Genomic DNA, 20187 nt, shown 5'->3' with positions numbered 1-20187 from the left:
TTCGGGGCTCAGACGCGGGTGCGGGTGCGGGTGCGGTGCAGATTCGGGTTCGGATTCGGATTCGGGTCCGCGGTGGAGGCCGACGTCAGGGGTGAGCGATCGGACGGCCGACGGGCTGCGCCGGGCCGTATCCATGCACCGGCTCGGGTCGGGTCGGGGTCCCGCCAACGCTCCCCCCCGGCTCTGGGCAGAGGCGAGTCCCGGTCACCTTGCCTGGCACTCCCCCGGTCCCCGCGCACACCTCGGGGAACGGAGCCCCGGTGCCGCCCGTACGCCTCAGGACCGGGCGTACCAACCGTTCTCGCCGCCGCCTTCCGACGGGTCGTACGACTGATGCAGTCCGAGCAGCGCGGCCACCAGCCGGGGGTCCCAGCTTCCGTCGAGCACCCGGTACTCGTCCGCGACCCCGCGGAAGACAAGATGCGCGCGGCGTGAGGAGTCGCGCCAGATCACCCGGCGCGGCTTGCCGAAGGCGTCGTCGCCCTCGCCGAGCAGGGCCAGGATCAGCCACAGCATGCTCACGGGCAGGCCGATGGGCCACCACACCACCCACCAGAACAGGCGCCCACGGAAGCCGCGCACGGAGTGCCCGGTCACCGACTCGACGGTCCAGCGCGCCCGGGTGCCGCGCAGGGCGCGTCCGCGCCGGTACGTGACGCGGCCCAGCGGGGCGCCGTGCGGGTCGTCGACGCGATATACGGCGGGGCTTCCGCTCGCGCGTGAGCCGGTCCGTTCGGTCGACACCCGGGCTATCGCGGTCTGCCCCTCACCGACGACGTCGAAAGTGCGGGCGGAGGGGTGCGCGGCACCCCCATGGCCGTCGGGCACGCGGCAGAGCAGCCCGACGGCGATGTCTCCTTCGCGTCCGTCGCCGGCGCCGCAGCGGACGACGACCGGTGAGGACGTCCCGTACCGCACGTTGTACGCCATCTGTCCCTGGGCCACGCTCGGTCCTTTCCCACGTCTCCGCACAGCGACGTTTTCCGGCCGTCATGATCTCATTCGCCGTCGAAGTCGCCGTCCAGGGGGCGGAGGCCTTGCAAGCCTCCTCCCCGTACGTGTGCCCCAGCCCGGTCTCCTCGGCCCGGTCTCGCACTCCGTACCCGACCCGGGCCGCGCCGGCCGGCTCCGACAGACGAGGAGGGGCCCTCCCCAACCCGGGAAGGGCCCCTCCGGTGCTCCACAGATGCCGCGCAGGTCAGCTCTCGGTGTGCGTCCGGCGGCGGCGCCACCACACGAGTGCGCGCCACCCGCGGCGATGCCGCCGATCAGGGCCACGGGCGTGTCGCTGCCGGTGTCGGCGAGGTCGCCGTCAGGGTCCTTCGGGCCCGGCGGAGTGGTGGGTTCGAGGGACTGGCTGACCGTCGGTGTCGGATGCGTCCCGGTCGGCTCCGGCTTCCCCGTACCGGTCGGGGACGGGGTCGGAGTCGAAGTCGGAGTCGGGGTCGGGGTGGGCGTGGGCGTGGGCGTAGGGGTGGGGGTGGGGGTGCCGCCATCGGAGTGCCCGGCGCTGTTGCCACCGAACATCAGGTGGCCCTCCTTGTGCGGGTCGTCCGCGATCGTGTCGACCGCGTAGCCGACCGTGCGGGGCTTGTAGCGCTGCTCGGTGCGGAAGCGCACCGGGTTCATGTTGCGCTTGGGCTGCTTGGAGAAGTCGACCCCGCCCACGGTGTAGACGTAGACGTCCTCGCCGTTGGACCACTTGTACTTGAAGGTGCCCTCGGTGAAGGCCTTGTAGTAGCGGTCCCAGACCTGCTTTCCGGTCCAGTTCTGATGCGGGGCGCGCAGTGACCAGCGCTTCACGTCGTTGCTGTTGATGATCTCGCGGTACTCGGCGGGCATGTCGGAGGCGTTCTGACGGACCCACTCGGCGGCGACGCGGGCGGTGTAGACGCGGCGCAGGTCGGCGTAGTAGTCGCCGTTGTTGACCTTCTCCTCGACCAGAGGGGTGATGTAGCGGTCGAGAACGCGGTCGGACTGCTGCGTCTCCGCCTCGGTGAGGTCGCAGCCCTTGCCGCCGGGCGGCTGCGTGTCGGTCTCCTGAGGCACCGTGGACAGCTTCAGCGGGGTGTCGAGGATGTGGATGCCGCCGTCCTGCTCGCGCACGACGGCGGTCTCCGGCTCGATCCAGTAGCGGAAACCGGCCCAGCAGGGGAAGCCGTCGCGCTTGGGCAGGGCGTTCATGAAGTTGCGGCCGACCTCCGTTTCGGGGTCCATGGCCTTGAAGATGTCGTGCTTCAGCTCCAGGTCCGCCTCCAGAAGCACGCGGCCGGCGTCGGTCTTGCCGAAATCGGCGTCGATGATGCGGTTCGGCTCGTCCGGATTGAGATTCACCCAGAACGTGGACGGGTCCAGGGCGAGCCAGGTGAAGAAGGCGTCGGAGATCAGGTTGCCCTTCTCCTGGCCGCCCTACCCGGCCGCGTACTCGTCCTCCACCGACTTGGCGGAGAAGCCGTAGTCCAGGCCCTCACCGCCCTTGCCCTTGCCCTTGCCCTTGCCCTTGCCCTTGCCCTTGCCCTTGCCCTTGCCCTTGCCCTTGCCCTTGCCCTTGCCGATGTACCGCAGGTCGAGGGTGGTGAAGTCGATGCCCCCGAGGCCACGGTTCATCAATGCCCGCTGCCCGGTCTTGCCCAGCCGGTCGAACTGCTCCTTGAGGGTCTGCGGGTTCGGCGGTGACTGGTTGACCACCTGGTTGCCGGAGCCGCGGGAGCCGGTGGAGGTGCCGTTGCCCGGCGACATCGTCGTACTGTTCGCACGGTACGGGCCGTTCTCGGTGCCCTTGGGGGGGCAATCCCCTGTGATGGGACTGGTAGTTGTAGGAACGGACCCGGTCGCGGCCGAGCGAGTCCTTGCCCGCGCTGTCCTTCAGTTCCTTCATGAAGTTCTTGGCGTCGCCGGTCTGGTTCTCGGCTAACACGTAGGTGTACTTGTAGGAGCGCCAGCCCCTGTTCTTGGCCCAGGCCCGGTCCGCGGGCTTCTCGCGGCCGTCGGGGCTTCCGTTGGACTTGACTTCCACGATCTCCCGGGTGCGCTTGTTGTAGGCGTCCAGCCTGCGCAGGTGGCGTCCGCCGGTGTCGGGGTCGACGAAGTAGAACTCCTTCTCGCAGATCCGGTCCGGACCCGTCAGACCCATCTCGCGCACGACCTTGGCCATGAACGCCTCGCCGCGGGCGTCGTATCCCTGGTTCGGGATGTAGACCTTCGTCAGGTAGTCGCTGAAGCTCTTCCACCGCTTCTGCGCGTTGTACCGGGCGTAGATGCGGCGCGGGTCGCTGTGGTCGTACTTCTTGTAGTCACTGCCCGCGGCGTCCAGTTCGGCCTGGGTGGGGTTGAGGCCGTCGAACTGGAGACCCGGGTTGGTGTAGTCGTACGTGTCCCAACGGTCCACCGCACGGGAGGCGTCCCCCTGGGGCAGACCGCCGGTGGGTACGTTCTTCACCCCGTACATCTCGTCACAGCGCTTGCCGGGTTTCGGTGGCCTGGGCGCGGCCTCGGCGATGTCGATGACGGGCTGCCCGGTGAGGGTCATGACAGTGGCGCAGGCGAGCGCTACCAGGCTGTTCCTGAGTGCACGCCAGCGGCGTGTTATTCGTGCCGGCTTCACAGTGCTTTCCCCCGGGAGCCCCACGGTCCGATGGACAGCGGCTTCCTCAGCCTCCTCCGAGAGCAACCCACGGCCGGGCCGGGCTCGCTGCGCAGCGAACTGGACGACTACGAGCGTCGGTGCCGGGGCGAGGACGAGGACGAGGAGTGATGGCACGCGGATCCGTGTCCTGTGGTCCCCGCGTGAGCGGGGTGGGTGAGCCGGCCGCACGACCGCGCGAGTCCCGGGAGGCGAAACCCGGCTCAGGACCGCCTACCCTGGCCCATCGGCGCTGAGCAGCAAAGTGCGACGGCTGGCGGCCGGAGTTCGTCTTCACCGCCAACCTGCTGGTCGGGTGGGTGGGTGGGCTGCCCCGAACGGCGATGCCGGCACGTTCACCGCGGCTCGGCCTCCGGATTGAGGTACGGGGCGAGTAGATCGACCTCGTTGGACGGGCTCGCGTACTGCCGGAGGCAGACCCCGATTTCGAGCACTACTGGCCGGCGTTCCGCTGGCAGTCCGACCATGCCGAGCGGTCGCGCTCTCTCGACGAACCTCCGTCCGGGCCTCTCGTCGTGGTCGAGATGGTTTTACGCCGCAATCTGATCTACCTGGTCCAGAGCGACGCTCCCACTGATCCGGTTCGGGCCCGCTGGCGCCATGCCGGCTCTCTGGAACGACGACGAAACGATCGACGCCCGTCGCCGTTGAGCGGGAGTCGGGGTGTCAGTGCACCCGGTTAGGGTGCCCGCCATGGACATGGGACTGTTGACCGAATCCCTCTCTGGATCCTGGGAGCACACTCGCGCTGCGCGTGACGCGCTTGTGGAACAGGGGGCCGCTGCCGTCGGGGCAGTACTGGACCTGCTCTGCGACGAGCAGTCGCCCGTCGAGTGGACGGTCTCGGCGGATGTGCTGTGCAGGATCGGGGAGCCCGCACTCCAGCCCCTGGCACACGCCTCCGCGGCGGCGGACTCGCCTGAGACCGCGAGAAGAGCCGGGTGGGCGCTGGGACGGCTGAAGGTGGACGATCCAGGGGCTTACGAACCACTGCTGAATCATGCGCACCCGCGGGTCCGGAGCGACGCTCTCTTCGCTTTCCAGGCCCGCGGCGAGGCGGCAGAGAGGTTCGTCGCCCGGCTGATCCCCTTGCTGGGAGACCCGGAGCCCGAGGTCCGCCGACGAGCGGTCTGGGCATTCCAGGCGATCGGTACCGCAGCCGTGCCCGACCTGCAGCGCGTACGCCGCCTGCCGGCGCCCGGCCCCAGGGTGCGGGCAGGTGCGCTGGAGGCTCTCGCTGCCATCGCGGTCCCCGACGGCCTCAGCTCCAAGGACCAGGACGCCTGGCGCCGGCTGACGAAGATCAAGCTGCTGGCCGAGGTCCCGGACGGCATGCACCTGTGCGGGTCCTGGTACGTGGTGCCGACCGACGACCAGGATGCCGTACTCGAAGCGTTCGATCTCGGCAGCCCACAGCCGGTCACGCTTCGAACCGGCGCGGCGGCCTGGAACCACGACCATCACAACTGGGGCCAGGGCGGCACGCACGCCGCCTGCTCGCGCGTCTTCGTCAGTCCCGCTCTGGACGGCTGGACGCTCGTCTTCGGCCACTCCTCCCAGGACACCCACCGCATCGAGGACGCGGACGACCGGGACGAGGTCCTTGCCCTCGTCGTGAGCCAACGTTGCACCGACCTCAGCCGCCGCTTCGGATCCGCCCAGTGGTACGGGATGAGCTGCGGTGACGACTGGACCGCCTGGTGCATCGCCGAAGACGGCGAGATCCTGCGTCACTACGACGCGTACGACGCGTACGACGCCGAGCAGGACGACGACAGGGGATTCGCACACCCGGCCGAAGCCGGCTACCTCCTGCCGCACCAGGACGGCTTCCCCGAAGACGCCTTCGACGGCGTGAGCCCCACAGACTCAGGATCGTTCACCGCCCGGTACCGCCAGATCAAGGAAGACCTCCAGATCCCCGACACCTGCTACGCGAACGACATCGCAGCGCGACTTTCGGTCGATCCTGGAACACTGGGTGCGCACACCAGGACCTCGGGCCAAGGCTTCCTCGCCCTCACCGCATGCGGCCGAGAACACGGCCACCCCGCAGGCGCTTTGCCCGTGTGACGTCGTCGTCCCTCGGGTCCAGCGGGCCGCCTTGTCGTCGCACTGAGGGGCGAACGTGGCGGGGGGTGAGTCTGCGGTCGCCCAGTCGGCCATTTCTGAGCAGTCGGGCCAGGCCAGGCAGCGCAGAGGAATTCGGGAGGCATCTCGGCCTTCCAGGTCATGACCCAGAGCGGCGAACTCGAGGGGGCCGGGCCTGGGCGTTCCCGGACGTCGTCGAGAGACAGCTTGTCGAGGTGCAGGACATCAGGGGGATCGGCTCGGGGATGACAGCTGGTACGTCGCCACCGCTCGCTGGCAGTTCGTCGGTCTGGCCATCGGTCTGCGCTCCTGCCGGGTCAGCAGCAGCCGCACGGCGCTTGAGTGAGTGCACCTCGCGCACCGCGCCGTCGTCCGACGAGCCACAGCGGCGCCTCCTGCCCCCGGCTCATCGCCCGCGACAGCACCGCTCCCCTCGCCTGACCCCAACCACCGCCTCTCCATGGCTACGCGCAGGCCATCGGGTTGCCCCCCAGGAGCCAGGTCACCGCTGATGGGGGGTGATCGGGCGAGCCGGCGCGCGGTTGCCGGCCGGTCTCACCGATGCCACCGGGCTGACCGCCGTGTACGGTGCCGCGCTGGGGCCGCTGCGGCCACGCGGAACTGGATACCCTCCGAGCCGACTCGCCACGGACCGCGCGGTGATGCTCGTCGACGGCGGCGAGACCATCAACGACCTGGCCGTGCTGCGTGACCAACCGGAGGTGTTCAGCCCGGTGGCCCCCGCGCTCACTGTGCTGGCGCGGCGCTGCGATGCTCCTGTGGGCTGATGCCGTACACCCGCTTGAACGCCGAGCTGAGGGCGAATCCGCTGCCGTAGCCGACCTGCCGGGCGACCGTGTTCAGCGTGGCGTCGGATTGGCGCAGCAGGTCGGCGGCCAGGGCCAGGCGCCACTCGGTCAGGTAGGTCATCGCCGGCGTGCCGACGGCGTTGCGGAAGCACTCGGCCAGCGTCGCCCGTGACACGCCGACCTCGGCGGCGACCCGCGCCAGCGTCCAGTCGTTCGCCGGGTCCTCGTGGAACAGACGCAGCGCCTCGCCGGCCACCGGATGGGTGTGGGCCCGGTACCAGGCCGGGGCCTCGGTCTCGGGCCGGTCGAACCACACTCGCAGCACCGAGATGAGCAGCAGGTCGAGCAGGCGGTCGAGCATGACGCCTTGGGCCGGCCCCTGCTTGGTGGCCTCTTTGGCCAGCACCGGGATGAGCGTCGAGTCCCACGTGTCGTCGGACACGACCAGCGCCGGCGGCAGCACGTCGAGCAGGCGCTGGCCGACGGCGCCGACCTCCTCGTACACGCCGAGCAGCATCTGCACCGACCCGTCGGGGTTGCTGCCCCACGTGCGCACCCCCAGAGCCATCCGCTCACGCAGCTCGACGCCGTCGGGCGTGACGCACTGCTGGCCGGGATGCACGATGACCTGCGGCGGGGTCGACGCCTCGTCGCTCAGACTGCTGGCATGACAACGAACGAGCACACGACGTTGGTCCTCGGCGGTACCGGCCGGGTCGGCCGCCGGGTGGCCCAAAGGCTGATCGGGCGAGGCGTGAACGTGCGGGTCGGCTCTCGCACCGGTGAGCCCCCGTTCGACTGGGAGGACCCCTCGACCTGGGCCGACGCCGTCGCCGGCGTCCGGTCGGCCTACCTGATGTACTACCCCGAGGTCGAGTGGCCCGGCGCCGGCGACGCCATCGCCGCCCTGGCCCGGCTGACGGTCGACGCCGGCGTCCAGCGCCTGGTCCTGCTGTCCGCCCGCAACCAGGACGAGGCCGTCCGGTGTGAGAACGCCGTGACGAGCCTCCCGGTCGAGTGGACCATCGTCGCCCCGTCCTCGTTCCACCAGAACTTCGACGAGGGCGTGTTCCTGGAGCCGCTGCGCCACGGCGTGCTGGCCCTGCCGGCCGGCGGCAACGCCGACCCGTTCGTCGACGCCGACGACATCGCCGACGTCGTGGTGGCGGCCCTCACCGAGGACGGCCACGTGGGCGAGCGCTACGAGCTGACGGGCCCCCGGCTGTGGACCTTCGCCCAAGGCGTCGACGAGATCGCCCGGGCGACGGGCCGCGCTCTCCGCTACGAGCCAATCACCCGGGACCAGTTCGCCGACGCCATCGTCAACGACGGCGCCCCGCGCGAATTCGCCGAGCCGCTGGCCACGCTCATCTCCGAGTTCTTCGACGGCCGCAACAGCTCGCTGGCCGACGGCGTCGAGCGCGCCCTCCACCGCAAGCCCCGCGACTTCGCGGACTGGGTGGCCGAGATCGCCCGCACCGGCGTGTGGGACGCCGCCTAGGGCGTGTGTCGAAAGTAGCGCCGTCTGCCCGCCGGGCAGGCGGGACTTTCGACACACGCCCTAGCCCCGCCGTTTCACTTGGCGTGAGACCGGTTGCTGGCCGGGAACTCGAAATTGCCTTCTCAGCTGGGACGATGAACCTTGTCGAGGGACTCTGTCGGTCCAAGTGGAACGCGCTTTCCGCGTGCGGGGTATCAGTTCGCGTCCCAGGCTCCACGTCTCCACTGTCGGTGCGGGGGTGGTTGGTCACGCCGGAACACGGGCTACTGGCTGATCTTGCCGATGCCACCGGACTGACCAACTCGTACTCCACCGCGTCGGGGCCACTTCGGCCACGCGGCACTGGCCATAACCTGGGCCGGATCGCCACCGACCTCGCGGTGATGCTCGCTGATGGCGGCGTGGCCATCACGGATCCGTCCGTGCTGCGCGACCAGGGCGAGGTGCTCGGCCCGGTCGCCTCGACACCGACTGCTTGGCGGCTTCCGGCCGCTGTCGACGAACGCGTACGGGACCGTCTGTGCTCAGGCCCAGGCGATTCAGTGGAAGGCGTTGGCGTTCTCTGATGCCCACTGCTGGAACGACCGCGCCGGTGTTCCAGTGATCTGTGAAACCGTGTCGCGCACCATCAGCAGCTCGTCGTTCACGTCTCCGCCCGTGACGTCGAGCACCGCGTCCGCGGCCTCGGCCCCGAAGACCCCGGCCATCTGCGCGTGGGCCTGCTGGCGGCTGATCTCGGCGAAGGGAACTGGCCGACCCACTGCCGCCGCGATGGCCTCTACCTGCTGTCGGGCGGTCACCGGCTCTGGGCCGGTCAAGGCATACGTGCGTCCCTGGTAGCCGGGCTCGGTCACGCCTCATGGCCGGACGTGCCGGCGTCCCACTCCTCCGCCACCGCGTCGTCCTGATCGCCCACCTACGCCGCCGCTACGCGGACCGAGCGACCACCAGCCCGGGATTGTGGAACGTCACGTAGCTCCCCATCTACAGCGCCAGCTTCCCTGTCCAACGTTCGAGTGCGGCGGGCGATGTCCTCCGTGAGCTCACCGTAATAATGACTGAGGCAGTCTGCGGCAGTCCTCATATCTTGACGTCATGACGAGCGAGAGAGAGCCGTGGCTCTATGTGAACCGCTGGGGCGACACATCGGATGCGGCGCCGGAGCGGCGCGGGTCCCGCCAGGACGTCTGCGCGTGCTTTGACCAGGCGATGCCTCATCCGCGAGCCCGGGTCGGATTTCACACCGAGCACCAGGACAACTCCGCTCCGGGCTGGAGGCGTCTCCTGGAGCTGATCGACGAGGCCGCCGCCGATGGGCGCGAAGAGTTCCGCCCCCTGATTGAGCTCAGCCCCGAAGAGCGGCGGCAGATCGTCACCCTGCCGCCGAGCATCGCCAGGCTGACCGCGGTGAAGCACCTCGTGCTCTACGGCAGCAACCTGGTCCGGATCCCGCCCGAGATCGGGGCAATGACCAACCTGGAGGAGTTCACGCCCTACACCTCCTACCGGCTGCACTGGTTCCCCTACGAGATCACCCGTTGCCGGAAGCTGACCCGCAGCACGGTGAGCACCCGCGCGTTGTTCGGCAACTGCAAGTTGCGACCGCCATTCCCGCGGCTGCAGTCTTCCCCTGACTCCGTAACAGATCCCGACTTGGGAAACCTGGCCCCCCGGCGTTGGGCCACCACCACCATCCACAGCTGCAGCGTCTGCGACCGCCCCATCGGACAGTCCAGGCTCCACCAGATGTGGATCTCGCTGCGTGTGGCCACTGACGTATTGCCCCTGCTGGTGAACGCCTGCTCGTCGGAGTGTGTCGCCGCGCTACCTGGCGGTGCACCCGACTACATCCCCACGCCGCACAAGGGCGGCCGGGTCGACCAGCCGCGGTCCGACTGGGATTGATCCGCCTAGCACCGCTTCGCCAGCTGTTCGGTCGGAGAGCGGAGTGCAGCCACGGGCCTGAGCCCGAACGTCCGCGCGAAGAACTGACACTGACGCTGGGGAAGCACATGATCGCTGATGGGGATGATCTCCGGCTACGAAAATCTTGCCAGAGCCGCGTTCACGAGTACGCCGACACCAGGCCAGCCGCACCCACCTACAAAGGCGGCTTCGGGTTCCACCCCCCTGGTGTGTCCTGGCCAACACCGGTGAGGGCATGGCCGGGCGCTCACGGCCCGGGAACGCCGGAGCAATACGCCGCCGATCACATCGCAGTGCTGGACGACGCTCTCGCACAGAACCGGGTGGAGTCATGGCCAAGGCACTCCGGGTGTTCGCATGGGTGATGGGCCTGGCCTGCACGCCGATCGGGCCGTTCCACGTGGTCGGCGGCAATGCCGCGATTCCGGGCAAGGCCGACGCCTGCCCGACTCCGGACAGCCTGGGCCGGATCTTCGACGCGATCTTCGCCGGGTACGGGCCGGCCTGGCTGTGGGCGGTCCGGCAGGACCCCGTCCCGGCGAAGGCGGGTGCGCCGGCCGCCAGGCCGTCTCTTCCTGATCCTGCGTGACCCGCGCCGCCCGGCACCGCACCCCGCCGCGTTGTGGAGACATCCCGGTGCGGCTACTCCCCACGGAGTAGTCGTACCGCCTTCCGCTGCGGGACGACCATGGCGCCCCCGCAGCGGCATTCTGGCTGTCGCGCACCGGGGTTCCACGCCCACACCACCCGCCGGGATCCCACGCCGAATCCCTTCACCGTCGATCCAGGAGATGTCATGCTCACATCAGCACATGAGTCCCACGCGACCTCGCTCCGGGGCGCGGCCCCGCGCCCGCGCGGCACCGTTGCGCTGCTCACCGGCACGCTCTCCTACGCCGCACTCACCGCCGCGTACGTCGTCACCAACCGCGACACCCCGCAGCCCGACGCCTCCGGCCGCGACATCCTGAGCCAGTACGTACGCGACCACGGCACGGCGATCGACCTGGGCGCCTTCCTGCTGGTCGTCGCCGCCCTTCTCCTGGTGCCCGTGGCCGCAACCCTGGCCCGGCTGGTGCGGCGGGGGCAGGGACAGGACCAAGGCGCCGCAGCGGCAACAGTCCTCGCCGGCGGACTGCTGGCCAGTGGCGCACTGGCCTCCAGCGCCGCGCTCACCTGGACCCTCGGCCGGCTTTCGGAAGACGCACCCGCAGCCCTGGCCCGTTCCCTGGCGGACCTGTCCTTCCTCGCCGGCGGTGTCGGATACGCCGTGTCCTTCGCTCTCCTGGCCGCAGGCACCTGCCTGGCAGCCCGCGAGAGCGGGCTCCTGCCGCGCGCCTGCGCCACCACCGGGCTGGTCATCGCCGCCGCCGGACTGGCCGCCACCCTCACGCTCCTCGCCATCGACTTCGGCTACCTACTGCCCGTCGTCCGCTTCGGTGGCACGGCATGGCTGGTGTGGGCCGCGTTCGCACTGTTCCGCGCGCGCCAGACCTCACCGCGGACGAACGCATGACCGCGGGCGAGTACACGACCGCAGGCGAGCACATGACCGCGGACGAACGCATCACCGCCACCTCGCCCGTACGATCGCGCTCGGCCTGGCAGATCCCCGTCGGCGCGGCCCTTCTCCTGCTAGCGTCCGCCGCCTTCCACACGGTCGTCCTCCTGCTCGCCGGCGGCCCGTGGGACGGCCCCGTCTCCTGGCGGAAGCCGATCACCTTCGGGCTGTCCTTCGGTGTCAGCGTGCTGACCGTCACCTGGATCTGCCGGCTCCTCCCGCTCGCCGCGCGCACCCGCACCCTCCTCCTGGGCGCGTTCACCGCGGCGTCCCTGCTGGAGACCGGTCTGATCACCCTGCAGGCGTGGCGCGGTGTCCCCTCGCACTTCAACACCGAGACCACCTTCGACACCTTCGTCACGCGCGCCCTCGCGGCCGGCGGCGTCACCCTCATCGTGGTCGTCGTCGCACTCACCGTCGCCGCACTGCGCCCCCACCCGAGAGCCGCCCCCAGCATGCGGCTCGCGCTCCGCGCCGGACTGGTGGCGCTCACCGGCTCCATGGCGGCCGGAGCGGTGATGATCGCCTACGGGCTGACGCTGGAGGGAGCGGGCCGCACGGCCGAGGCTTACCAGGCGGCGGGCTTCCTGCGCCCCGCCCATGCCGTCACCATGCACGCCGTCCTGCTGCTGCCCTCCCTGGCCTGGCTTCTGAGCCGTACCCGACGACCGGAGGCGGAGCGGCTACGCCTGATCCGCCTCACCGTCGCCGCGTACGGTGCCGTCGTCGCGCTGGTCACCGCCGCGGCCGCGGCCGGCCTCAGCTTCGCCACCCCGGCCACCACAGCCGTGGTGAGCGCGGGCGTCACGATGGCCCCCGCATGCGCGTTCCTGGCGCTCGGCGTAGCGCCGGGCGCACGTGAGAACCGCAGCTCCACCAGGCCCGGCAACCGGGAACCCACCCATGGCTCGCACCGCGCCCCCCTCGCCGGCGGCCAGGACGACGACGACCGGAGGCATGACACATGACGCGGACCGCGAGCAGGAAGCACCCCGGGACCGTCGCGAGCGCGGGCAGCGCAGCGGCCGCAGCCCGCCCGGCACCCCACCCCCGTACACCGCGGACACCGCCCGCCGCCGGAAAGGTGCGGCGCCTGCCCCAGCGATGGCGCAAGGCGATCCTCACCCTCCATGTGACGGTGGCCGTCGGCTGGGTGGGAATCGAGATCGCCCAGCTCATCCTCGGGCTGGTCGGCCTCACCACCGACGACGCCGGAGTCGTCCGCGCAACCCGCGTCGTCATGGAGATCCTCGGGATCGAACTGATCGCCGGTATCGCCTGGACGACCCTGCTGACCGGCCTGCTCCTCGCGGCGGCAACGCAGTGGGGCCTGCTGAAGCACTACTGGATCATGACCAAGCTCGTCATCACCGTCGCCCTGATGCTGAACGGCCACTTCTTCCTCCAGCACTGGCTGCGCGAACAGGCAGAGGTGGGCAAGGCCACTGAATCCCTCAGCCTGCAGCTGGTGATCGTCATGAGCATCGCCCTGGGGCTGCTGGTCACGGCGACGGCACTGTCGATCTACAAGCCCTGGGGCAAGACCCGCCGCGGCCGCCGCCCCGCGGCCAAGAACACACGCCCCTGACATGCCCGCGTAGGAGCGCCACCGGCTCATCCGCCGCCGCGGCGGCCGTCCGGACCGGCCGCACCGAGCCCTGCGCCCGCTGCGCGACCCGGACACCGGCGACGAGCCGTGACAGGAAGTTGGCCGGCCCATCGGCACCGGACGCGGGCGGGCAGGTGATCGTGGACCTGGCCGGAGTGCTCGTGCTCGCCCACTCCGACAATTACGACGCCACCGCGACCTGGAAGAAGACCTTCGGACATCACCCCCTCATGGGTTTCGTCGATCACGGAAGCGGTGGGAGCGGGAAACCGGTGGCGGCCCGCTACGGCCCGGGAACGCGGGCAGCAACACCGCCAGCCGGAAGCTCCTCGCCGATCCCACCCTGACCAGCCTCATCCTGTTCGACCTCGACCGCGCGGGCCTGACAGGCACGCCCACGGAGACACCGGTCCATGTAGGCGGCCCGGTTCACCCTCACCGAACCCCTCGACTCCTACGCCGTGGTCGATCACCGGGTCAGCCACTACGTCGCCCCGGTCCGGGCGACCGACGCCCGACGCCCCGGCCACCGCTCCGCCCTCCTCATCGGGCTGGTTCCGTGCACCGTGCCCATCTGACCAGGCTGGACGGCGATCCGGGCGGCATTCACCAGCCGTTACGAGGGCCGTTGTCGTAGGACCGCTGCGACAGCCGGCGAGTGGCGCCCGGGCCGTTCAGATCGCCGGCCGGATGACCTGGGCAGGACAGGGGACGTCCGCTCCGCTGGCGCCCGACGGGCAGGCGTCCCCCGACTTCGAGTGATCACCAACAAGCCGATCACCTTCCGGTGTCCGCGAGCCCTGATGAGAACGGCATGGTCCTGGGGGGGCCGTGGATGACGTAGTGTTGCTCCTACCGACGCGGGGTGGAGCAGCTCGGTAGCTCGCTGGGCTCATAACCCAGAGGTCGCAGGTTCAAATCCTGTCCCCGCTACTGAAGTGACATGAGGCCCGGATCCTATGGATCCGGGCCTCATGCGTGCTGGGTCCCGCGGGTCAGAGGCCAGGTACCAGTAGTACTTCAGGCGGGATTCGGCCGCCTTCTCGGTCCATGGCCACGTCGCCCACGACTGCGCGTCGATGCTCCCCGCCGAAGGCTTCACCTCCCGGCCCTCGCGCTCACGGACCTTCCCCGAGAGGGAGAGGCGAGGCCCCGACACACGGCGATCCTGTTGTGCCGGGGCCTTCCCAACATCCGGGCCCGTGCGTTACGGGTGGCCGTACCTCACGCACTTCAGGTACACGACCTGCGGGCCGTCCGCCCCGTTGTCCAGACACACCCGCACCACCGCGGCTCCACCAGGAGCATCCGCCGGCACGAGGATGGAGAACGTGTCGCTCGCCCCGCACACGCTGCCGGACAAGCCCACACCCATCTGATCATTCTGTGAGTCGAGCGTGAACGCCGTAGTACCACGGCAGCTGTTCACGTCGACCGACTTGTGTTCACCCGCTACCACCACCGACCGCCCGTACCAGGTGATGGTGCCCCGCGTGTACGTCTGCCCGTAGGTGACGTCGAAGCTACTGACCGGATAGTCGGCAGCACTCGCCGGTGGGGCAGCCAGCAGGGCGCCGCACGTCAGCGTGGCAGAACCAAGGGCGACAGCAAGGCGGTTACGCACGTCGTCTCCAGGGGGTCGGCTCATACGGTCAGCGGCCAGTATCCAGCGGCCAGTTGGCCAGGTCTATGCCGTCTCCTCACGGCGACCTACGCCGCAACGCCCGCAAGCCGCGCCTCCGGACCAGCGATGACAGGGACCCGGCTGCGGTGTCAGTCCGCTGAAGTATCCTTCCCGCCACCGCACACCGACTGGGAGGACCAAGAGAATTGACTGGCCTGTCTGCTTTCCCGCTGCCCTTTCATGCTTCCCGTTCCATATCGTTCGCGACACCCCGAACACTGCGTGAACTTCAGATCATGCAGTGCAGCTCACACATTCGAGCGAAGCCCGGGTGGTTCGACAAGATGAACGATGCTGACATCGTCGCCAAATGGAAGCAAGAAGCGGTCGCCCAGGGCCTCACCGAAGCGCAGGTTCGTTACGTTCTTGCCGAACTCGTGCATTACGCCGCGCTGCGGGACGGACGAACCGGCGTCGAGGTGTCCGCCGTCGACGGGGTGTGGCAGTCGGACACACTGGTCGACGACAAGCTCAGATCCCGGCTACGCGAGGCGGTTCGGGTTCTGGAACAGGTCCCCGAAGCAGATCAGGACTGGCATCCCGGATCCGACGGCCAGGTACTGGATCTGGTTCATCCCTCACTTTTCTGCCTGGTGAGAGAGGTGAGCGGCGCGCCCGAGCGGGCTTGGCAGAACCCGACGGACCGCTACTCGAGGTACGAATTCTCGGAGAAGTTCCAGTGGCTGCCCACGGACGTCGATGTCAGTGACGACGGCGATGTCGCGTTCCGTTCGTACGTCAACAACGTCCACCCCGAGGATCACCGAGAACTAGTCTCCGTCCTGCCGGACTTGTTCGCGCGCTTGCGCCCGCTGCTGGAGAACGTGCTCACCGATCTGCGCCATCCGCGCCCCCTTCGGATCCAGGCCGATCCGTTCGGGTGGTACGACTCGGAGCCGGAGTATCCGAACAAATCCTCCTACAGCGATGAGGGGGCCTACAAGGAAGCACTCCGTGCATGGGAACAGGCGCAGGACGACTGGTGGGAAAACCGCCGCCCGGTCATCCCGGACGCCCCGGCCTTCACCCCGCCCGAGTTGCCCGATGAATCTGCCCGAGTCGACCTGTGCGGCCGCCGTCTCCAGGTCATCGTCAAGCTCGCCACCATTCATCTCACCCCGGACAAGCCCGAGTACCCCGGCGGTTCCTGGCATGTCGAGGGGATGCTGAACGAGCGGATCGTCTCGACCGGCATCTACTACTGGGACAGCGAGAACATCACCGAGAGCCGGCTGAGTTTCCGGGCCGCACTCGACGACCCGAACTACGAACAGAACGACGACAACGGTCTGCGCGAGGTCTACGGCCTGGAGGACGAAGACGCACTGAACCAGATACTGGGATCGACATCGACCCCAGCGGGCCGCTGCCTGGCGTTCCCGAACATCCTGCAACACCGCGTCGGCTCATTCCGCCTCACGGACCCCACCCGCCCGGGATATCGCAAAATTCTCGCGTTCTTCCTGGTCGACCCGTCGGAAGAGATCGTCTCGACATCCGATGTGCCACCGCAACAGCCATGGTCCGACACCTCGACCATGACGCTTGAACAGGCCAAGAACTTCCGCGAACAACTCATGCAGGAACGCAAGTTCTTCGTCGACGAACACAACGAGCAGCTCTACGAACGAGAATTCTCCCTCTGCGAGCACTGACCTTTCAGGAGGGCACTCCCCCATCAGGTGCTCGGATTCATCGGACCCGCTCTGTGTCGATGGCGAGCGGCGGTGCGGGTCAGGTGAGTGTCTGGACGGCGTAGAGCGTGCCGATGGCGGTGGCGAGGGTGCCGAGGAGGAGCCGCAGGAAGGTCTCGGGGAGACGGGGCTGGAGGTGGGCTCCGAGGTAGCCGCCGACGAGCCCGCCCAGCCCGCAGGCGATCCCCAACGGCCAGTCGGGGGCGATGGAGCCCTCGGTGGTCAGGGACAGCAGCGCGTACGTGCCCGCGCCGACGACCGAGGTCACGAACGTGGACGCGAGGGCGGCCGGAGCTACCTCGGCGACCGGCACCCCTCGTCCGGCGAGGATCGGGCCGAGGAGGGAGCCGCCGCCGATGCCGTAGATCCCGCCGACCGTCCCCACCACCAGGGCCAGACCGCCGGTCGCCCGCGCGGACAACCCGCGCACCGGCCGCTCCCCGGCGGCCGGTCGCAGGGTCCGCGAGCACAACCACAGGCCGAGCGGCAGGAGGAAGGCGGCGATCAGCAGGCGGAAGACCGTCGGACCGGGGATCGCGAACACGCGGATGACCGCGCCGACCACGACCCCGGGGACGGTTCCGGCCAGCAGGAGGCGGGTCAGCGGGCCCCCGAGCCTGCCCGCGCGGGCATGCCGGACCAGGGCGCCGGGACCGGCGACGACGTTGTAGAGCAGATTCGTGGGTGTCACGGCGGGGGACGGCACGCCCAGGACGCTGACCTGCACCGGCAGCAGGAACACCGCGCCGGACACCCCGGCCGGAGCCGTCACCACCGAGATCACCAGCCCGGCCGCGAAGCCCAGCAGTCCCGAGGACCAGTTCACCGCACAGCCGTTTCGCAGATCACCGGTCAAGTATCCGCAGAGCCCGGTGAGTTCGGCACGGAGGGGTAGGCGTCGGCTGCCTGTGCACCGAACGCGCCGCGTGGCTCTCCCCGGCTCGCCACTCCTCCGGTGGGTCAGCGGTCGCCCTTTCCCACGTCGGCGTCCTCCTCCTGCTCACGATGGCCGCGGAGGGGGCGCAGGAGCGCGGTGAGAAGGACGGCCGTCAGTGTGCCGGCGACGACGCCGCTGCCCAGGATCGTACGGGCCCAGGCGGGGAATCCCGCGTACAGGTCCGGGGTGAGCAGCGGCAGCAGTCCCGCGGTGAGTGCGAGCGCGGCCGTCAGACTGCCCGTGCCCGTGCCGGACAGGTCGGCCCGGCGGAGCATCTCGACTCCCATCACGGCGATGACGGCGTAGACGACGAGGGACGAGCCGCCGACGACGGCCTCCGGTATGCCGGCCAGGGCGCGGGACACCGGCGTGGCGAGCCCGAGGCCGATGAGGAGGACTCCTGCCCCGGCGGTCACGAAGCGGCTGCGGACTCCGGTGAGTCGCCCGATGCCGATGTTCTCCGCGCTGGTGACCATGAGGGACGTGCCGAACAGTCCGCCCACCATCGAGACGAGGGCGTCGGCGCGGGCGACGCGCGGAACGTCCCGCTCGGGGGCGGGAGTCCGGCCGACGGTCTCGCTGTTGAGCACGGTCTGTCCGGTGATCTCGGCCAGGGTGGTGAGGCTGAACACGAGCAGCGGCAGGGCGGCCACGAGATCGAACCGGGGCGACCCGAACGGCAGGAGGTCCGGCAGGGCGAAGCCGCTGCCGGCCGCCGGACCGAAGGTCCCGAGGCCGGTCGTCACCGCCACGACGGTGCCGGTCGCCATCCCGATGAGGACGGAGGTCTGGCGCCAGACGCCACGCAGGAACACGTACGCGGCGACGGTCGCCGCGACCGTCAGCGCGGCGAGGAGCACCGCGCGCGGTTCCCCGGTGCCGTCCGGGCCGGCGATGAGCCGGGCGGCGACCCGGATCATCGCGATCCCGATGAGCAGCACGGTCACGCCCATGACCAGGGGCGGAAAGAGGCGTACGACCCGGGCGTACAGGGGCAGTACGGAGAGCAGCAGCGCCGCTGCCAGGAGGACGGCACCGGTGGCGGTCGGCGCGCCGTGTTCCTGGGCGATCTGGAGGAACAGCGCGGTCGCGGCGCCGCCGGGCAGCATGACGAACGGCAGGCGGCCGCCGATCCGCCACACGCCGAGGGACTGGAACAGGGCGCCCGCGCCGCACAGCAGCAGGACGGCGCTGAGCAGCGAGGCCGTGGCTCCCGGCGGCATCTTCAGGGTGCCGGCGACGAGGAAGACGGTGGAGACCGGCGCGGCGATCATCGCCAGGACGTGCTGGGCCGCCAGCGGTGCCAGTCGCCGCAGCGGAACCCGCGCCTGGACGGGGTCGACGGGCTTGGCGGCCTCCGCGGCCTCGGCGGCCTTGGGGGCCTTGGCGGACCGGGGCGAGGCGGAAGCGGAGTCGGTGTCTCGGGTGGTCGTCATGCCGTCGCCTCCAGCCACGGGATGTCGGCCGCGGCGTAACGGTAGGCGCGGAAGACGGCGTTGGGTTCGGACGGGAAGAGGCCCCGGACCTCGCTCTCGTCGTATCCGGCGAAGTGGGGGACGACGTACTCCCAGCAGAGATAGCCGTCCTTCGTCACCTCGAAGAGGCGCCCGGACGGGGAGTCGGTGACGAGGGTGTTGCCGTTGGGCAGTCGCTGTGCGGAGCCCATGAAGGGCGCGAAGAAGAACTCGCGGGCCGGGTCGTGGTACTCCCATACGACGTCGCCGCCGGCCCGGTCGATCTCGATGACGCGGGAGTAGGGCACGTCGTGTCCGGGGCGGAAGACGCCGTTGTCGAAGACCAGCAGCCGCCCGTCGTCCAGTTCGGTGGGCGCGTGCTGCTGGCTGACCGTGCCGGGTCGGCTGCGCCAGAGGATCTCGCCTGTGTCGCGGCTGATGACGACGACCGCCGAGACGCTGCGCAGGCTGGCGAGGATGTTGCCGTCCCGTAGGGGCGTGACACTGTTGATCAGGGGCCAGTGCTCGCGGGCGTACGCCTCGTGGAGCGCGAAGGACGCGCGGTCGAGGTGCTCGGCGGCACGCCAGGACCACAGGAGCTCGCCGTCCGGGCCCACTTCCCTGATGGTGTCGGCCCAGACAACGCCGTCCGCGGCTTCGGAACCGGGCACCCCGCCTCGTACCGTCGCGGCTTCGGCCCCGGCCAGGGGCTCCAGGGCGGTGTAGAGGATGCGGCCGTCCTCGAGATGGTGGGCGTCGTGGTGCTGGAGGGGATCCCGGTGCTCCCGGAGGACGGATCCGTCGGGTGCCGCCCGGAGCATGACGCCGCCCCGGTACTTGTGCCACATGGGGAAAAGGGCGCTCTCGCCCGGGAGTACGCCGTTGTAGGCGAGGGTTCCGTCGGCGAGCAGCCGGGCGTGGCGGCCGGGCCGGTAGGGCAGGTCCCAGCGGTGGACGGTACGGCCGTGGATGTCGACGAGGTGAACCTCTCCCGTGCCGGTGAGCGGCGCGTAGAGGGTGTAGCCGTCGTACACGGCCGTCTCGTCGCAGGCGATGAGGCCGGTGGGGCGTCGGCGGCGCGAGTTCTGGTCGATCGGGGGCATGTCGGAACTCCAGTCGTCATCAGTCGTCAGTCGTCGTCGGTCGTCGTCGGTCGCCAGTTGCCGGTCATCAAAGTTTCTTTGATCAGATCAATCGACTTTGACGGTAGAGCCGTTGCGTGACGGGCGTGTGTCAGCAGTACGAAACCGTCTCCGGGTTTCCGGCGCGCGCCGCGTA

16 protein-coding genes, 1 tRNA gene and 4 pseudogenes are annotated in these 20187 nt (G+C 69.8%); 12 read left to right on the top strand and 9 right to left on the bottom strand.

The window, feature by feature from the left end; translation table 11 throughout:
* Nucleotides 1-276 precede the first annotated feature (276 nt).
* The 3 genes from OG361_RS38600 to OG361_RS38590 all read right to left on the bottom strand — a co-directional run bounded on the left by OG361_RS38600 (nucleotide 277) and on the right by OG361_RS38590 (nucleotide 2739).
* Nucleotides 277-945 (bottom strand): hypothetical protein, encoded by a 669-nt coding sequence (locus tag OG361_RS38600; protein ID WP_405861224.1) that lies wholly within the window; start codon nucleotides 943-945, stop codon nucleotides 277-279.
* A gap of 45 nt (nucleotides 946-990) precedes the next feature.
* Nucleotides 991-2334, bottom strand: coding sequence for a hypothetical protein (locus tag OG361_RS38595; protein ID WP_405861222.1), 1344 nt, complete (start codon nucleotides 2332-2334; stop codon nucleotides 991-993).
* Nucleotides 2335-2409: 75 nt separating this feature from the next.
* Entirely contained in the window at nucleotides 2410-2739 is a 330-nt protein-coding gene (locus OG361_RS38590; RefSeq protein WP_405861220.1) for a hypothetical protein, read from the bottom strand.
* 1287 nt (nucleotides 2740-4026) lie between these two features.
* On the opposite strand from OG361_RS38590, the pseudogene OG361_RS38585 reads away from it, so the two are divergent.
* Both OG361_RS38585 and OG361_RS38580 read left to right on the top strand, forming a co-directional pair.
* A pseudogene (locus tag OG361_RS38585) lies at nucleotides 4027-4167 on the top strand (pyridoxamine 5'-phosphate oxidase family protein); the annotation flags it as partial.
* A gap of 169 nt (nucleotides 4168-4336) precedes the next feature.
* On the top strand, nucleotides 4337-5716 hold the full coding sequence (locus tag OG361_RS38580) for a HEAT repeat domain-containing protein (RefSeq protein WP_405861218.1): 1380 nt from the start codon (nucleotides 4337-4339) through the stop codon (nucleotides 5714-5716).
* Between the two features lie 765 nt (nucleotides 5717-6481).
* Here the strand turns inward: OG361_RS38580 and OG361_RS38575 are convergent.
* Complete coding sequence (locus tag OG361_RS38575; protein ID WP_405861216.1) at nucleotides 6482-7228, bottom strand: AraC family transcriptional regulator; 747 nt, start codon at nucleotides 7226-7228, stop codon at nucleotides 6482-6484.
* Between OG361_RS38575 and OG361_RS38570 the strand changes: the two genes are divergently transcribed.
* Entirely contained in the window at nucleotides 7211-8044 is an 834-nt protein-coding gene (locus tag OG361_RS38570) for an NmrA family transcriptional regulator (protein ID WP_405861214.1), read from the top strand. The genes OG361_RS38575 and OG361_RS38570 overlap by 18 nt on opposite strands.
* A gap of 539 nt (nucleotides 8045-8583) precedes the next feature.
* Here OG361_RS38570 and OG361_RS38565 read toward each other — a convergent pair.
* Nucleotides 8584-8898 (bottom strand): annotated as a pseudogene (locus OG361_RS38565) (capsule biosynthesis protein CapD); the annotation flags it as partial.
* A 241-nt stretch (nucleotides 8899-9139) separates the two neighbouring features.
* Between OG361_RS38565 and OG361_RS38560 the strand changes: the two are divergent.
* From OG361_RS38560 to OG361_RS38525, 8 genes and pseudogenes are all read left to right on the top strand, one after another.
* On the top strand, nucleotides 9140-9949 hold the full coding sequence (locus OG361_RS38560; protein WP_405861212.1) for a leucine-rich repeat domain-containing protein: 810 nt from the start codon (nucleotides 9140-9142) through the stop codon (nucleotides 9947-9949).
* Nucleotides 9950-10301: 352 nt separating this feature from the next.
* On the top strand, nucleotides 10302-10559 hold the full coding sequence (locus tag OG361_RS38555; RefSeq protein WP_405861210.1) for a DUF4345 family protein: 258 nt from the start codon (nucleotides 10302-10304) through the stop codon (nucleotides 10557-10559).
* A gap of 207 nt (nucleotides 10560-10766) precedes the next feature.
* Nucleotides 10767-11486 carry a DUF4386 domain-containing protein gene (locus OG361_RS38550; protein ID WP_405861208.1) on the top strand — a complete coding sequence of 240 codons (720 nt, stop codon included), beginning with the start codon at nucleotides 10767-10769 and terminating at the stop codon, nucleotides 11484-11486.
* Nucleotides 11483-12499: a hypothetical protein gene (locus OG361_RS38545; protein ID WP_405861206.1), complete on the top strand. Its 1017-nt coding sequence runs from the start codon at nucleotides 11483-11485 to the stop codon at nucleotides 12497-12499. The genes OG361_RS38550 and OG361_RS38545 overlap by 4 nt, the downstream gene beginning before the upstream one ends.
* Nucleotides 12496-13119: a hypothetical protein gene (locus OG361_RS38540; RefSeq protein WP_405861204.1), complete on the top strand. Its 624-nt coding sequence runs from the start codon at nucleotides 12496-12498 to the stop codon at nucleotides 13117-13119. Before OG361_RS38545 ends, OG361_RS38540 begins: the two co-directional genes overlap by 4 nt.
* Before the next feature lie 104 nt (nucleotides 13120-13223).
* A pseudogene (locus OG361_RS38535) lies at nucleotides 13224-13460 on the top strand (transposase); the annotation flags it as partial.
* A gap of 114 nt (nucleotides 13461-13574) precedes the next feature.
* Nucleotides 13575-13718 (top strand): annotated as a pseudogene (locus tag OG361_RS38530) (2OG-Fe dioxygenase family protein); the annotation flags it as partial.
* A gap of 281 nt (nucleotides 13719-13999) precedes the next feature.
* Nucleotides 14000-14073 (top strand) — tRNA-Met (locus OG361_RS38525).
* A gap of 274 nt (nucleotides 14074-14347) precedes the next feature.
* Here the strand turns inward: OG361_RS38525 and OG361_RS38520 are convergent.
* The gene (locus OG361_RS38520) at nucleotides 14348-14764 is read right to left on the bottom strand and encodes a hypothetical protein (protein ID WP_384565436.1); all 417 of its coding nucleotides are present in this window, start codon (nucleotides 14762-14764) and stop codon (nucleotides 14348-14350) included.
* Between the two features lie 206 nt (nucleotides 14765-14970).
* On the opposite strand from OG361_RS38520, the gene OG361_RS38515 reads away from it, so the two are divergent.
* Nucleotides 14971-16479, top strand: a complete 1509-nt coding sequence (locus tag OG361_RS38515; RefSeq protein WP_405861202.1) for a DUF4246 domain-containing protein — start codon at nucleotides 14971-14973, stop codon at nucleotides 16477-16479.
* Nucleotides 16480-16558: 79 nt separating this feature from the next.
* On the opposite strand, the gene OG361_RS38510 is transcribed toward OG361_RS38515, so the two are convergent.
* The 3 genes from OG361_RS38510 to OG361_RS38500 all read right to left on the bottom strand — a co-directional run bounded on the left by OG361_RS38510 (nucleotide 16559) and on the right by OG361_RS38500 (nucleotide 20012).
* A complete protein-coding gene (locus tag OG361_RS38510) occupies nucleotides 16559-17344 on the bottom strand; it encodes a sulfite exporter TauE/SafE family protein (protein WP_405861200.1) in 786 nt (261 codons plus the stop codon).
* Nucleotides 17345-17478: 134 nt separating this feature from the next.
* The gene (locus OG361_RS38505; protein ID WP_405861198.1) at nucleotides 17479-18891 is read right to left on the bottom strand and encodes a uracil-xanthine permease family protein; all 1413 of its coding nucleotides are present in this window, start codon (nucleotides 18889-18891) and stop codon (nucleotides 17479-17481) included.
* Nucleotides 18888-20012 carry an aryl-sulfate sulfotransferase gene (locus tag OG361_RS38500; protein WP_405861197.1) on the bottom strand — a complete coding sequence of 375 codons (1125 nt, stop codon included), beginning with the start codon at nucleotides 20010-20012 and terminating at the stop codon, nucleotides 18888-18890. The genes OG361_RS38505 and OG361_RS38500 overlap by 4 nt, the downstream gene beginning before the upstream one ends.
* Nucleotides 20013-20187: the final 175 nt, after the last annotated feature.

The organism is Streptomyces sp. NBC_00090 (assembly GCF_045160815.1).
Taxonomy (GTDB): Bacteria; Actinomycetota; Actinomycetes; order Streptomycetales; family Streptomycetaceae; genus Streptomyces.
This window is presented reverse-complemented; position numbering and strand designations above follow the sequence as displayed.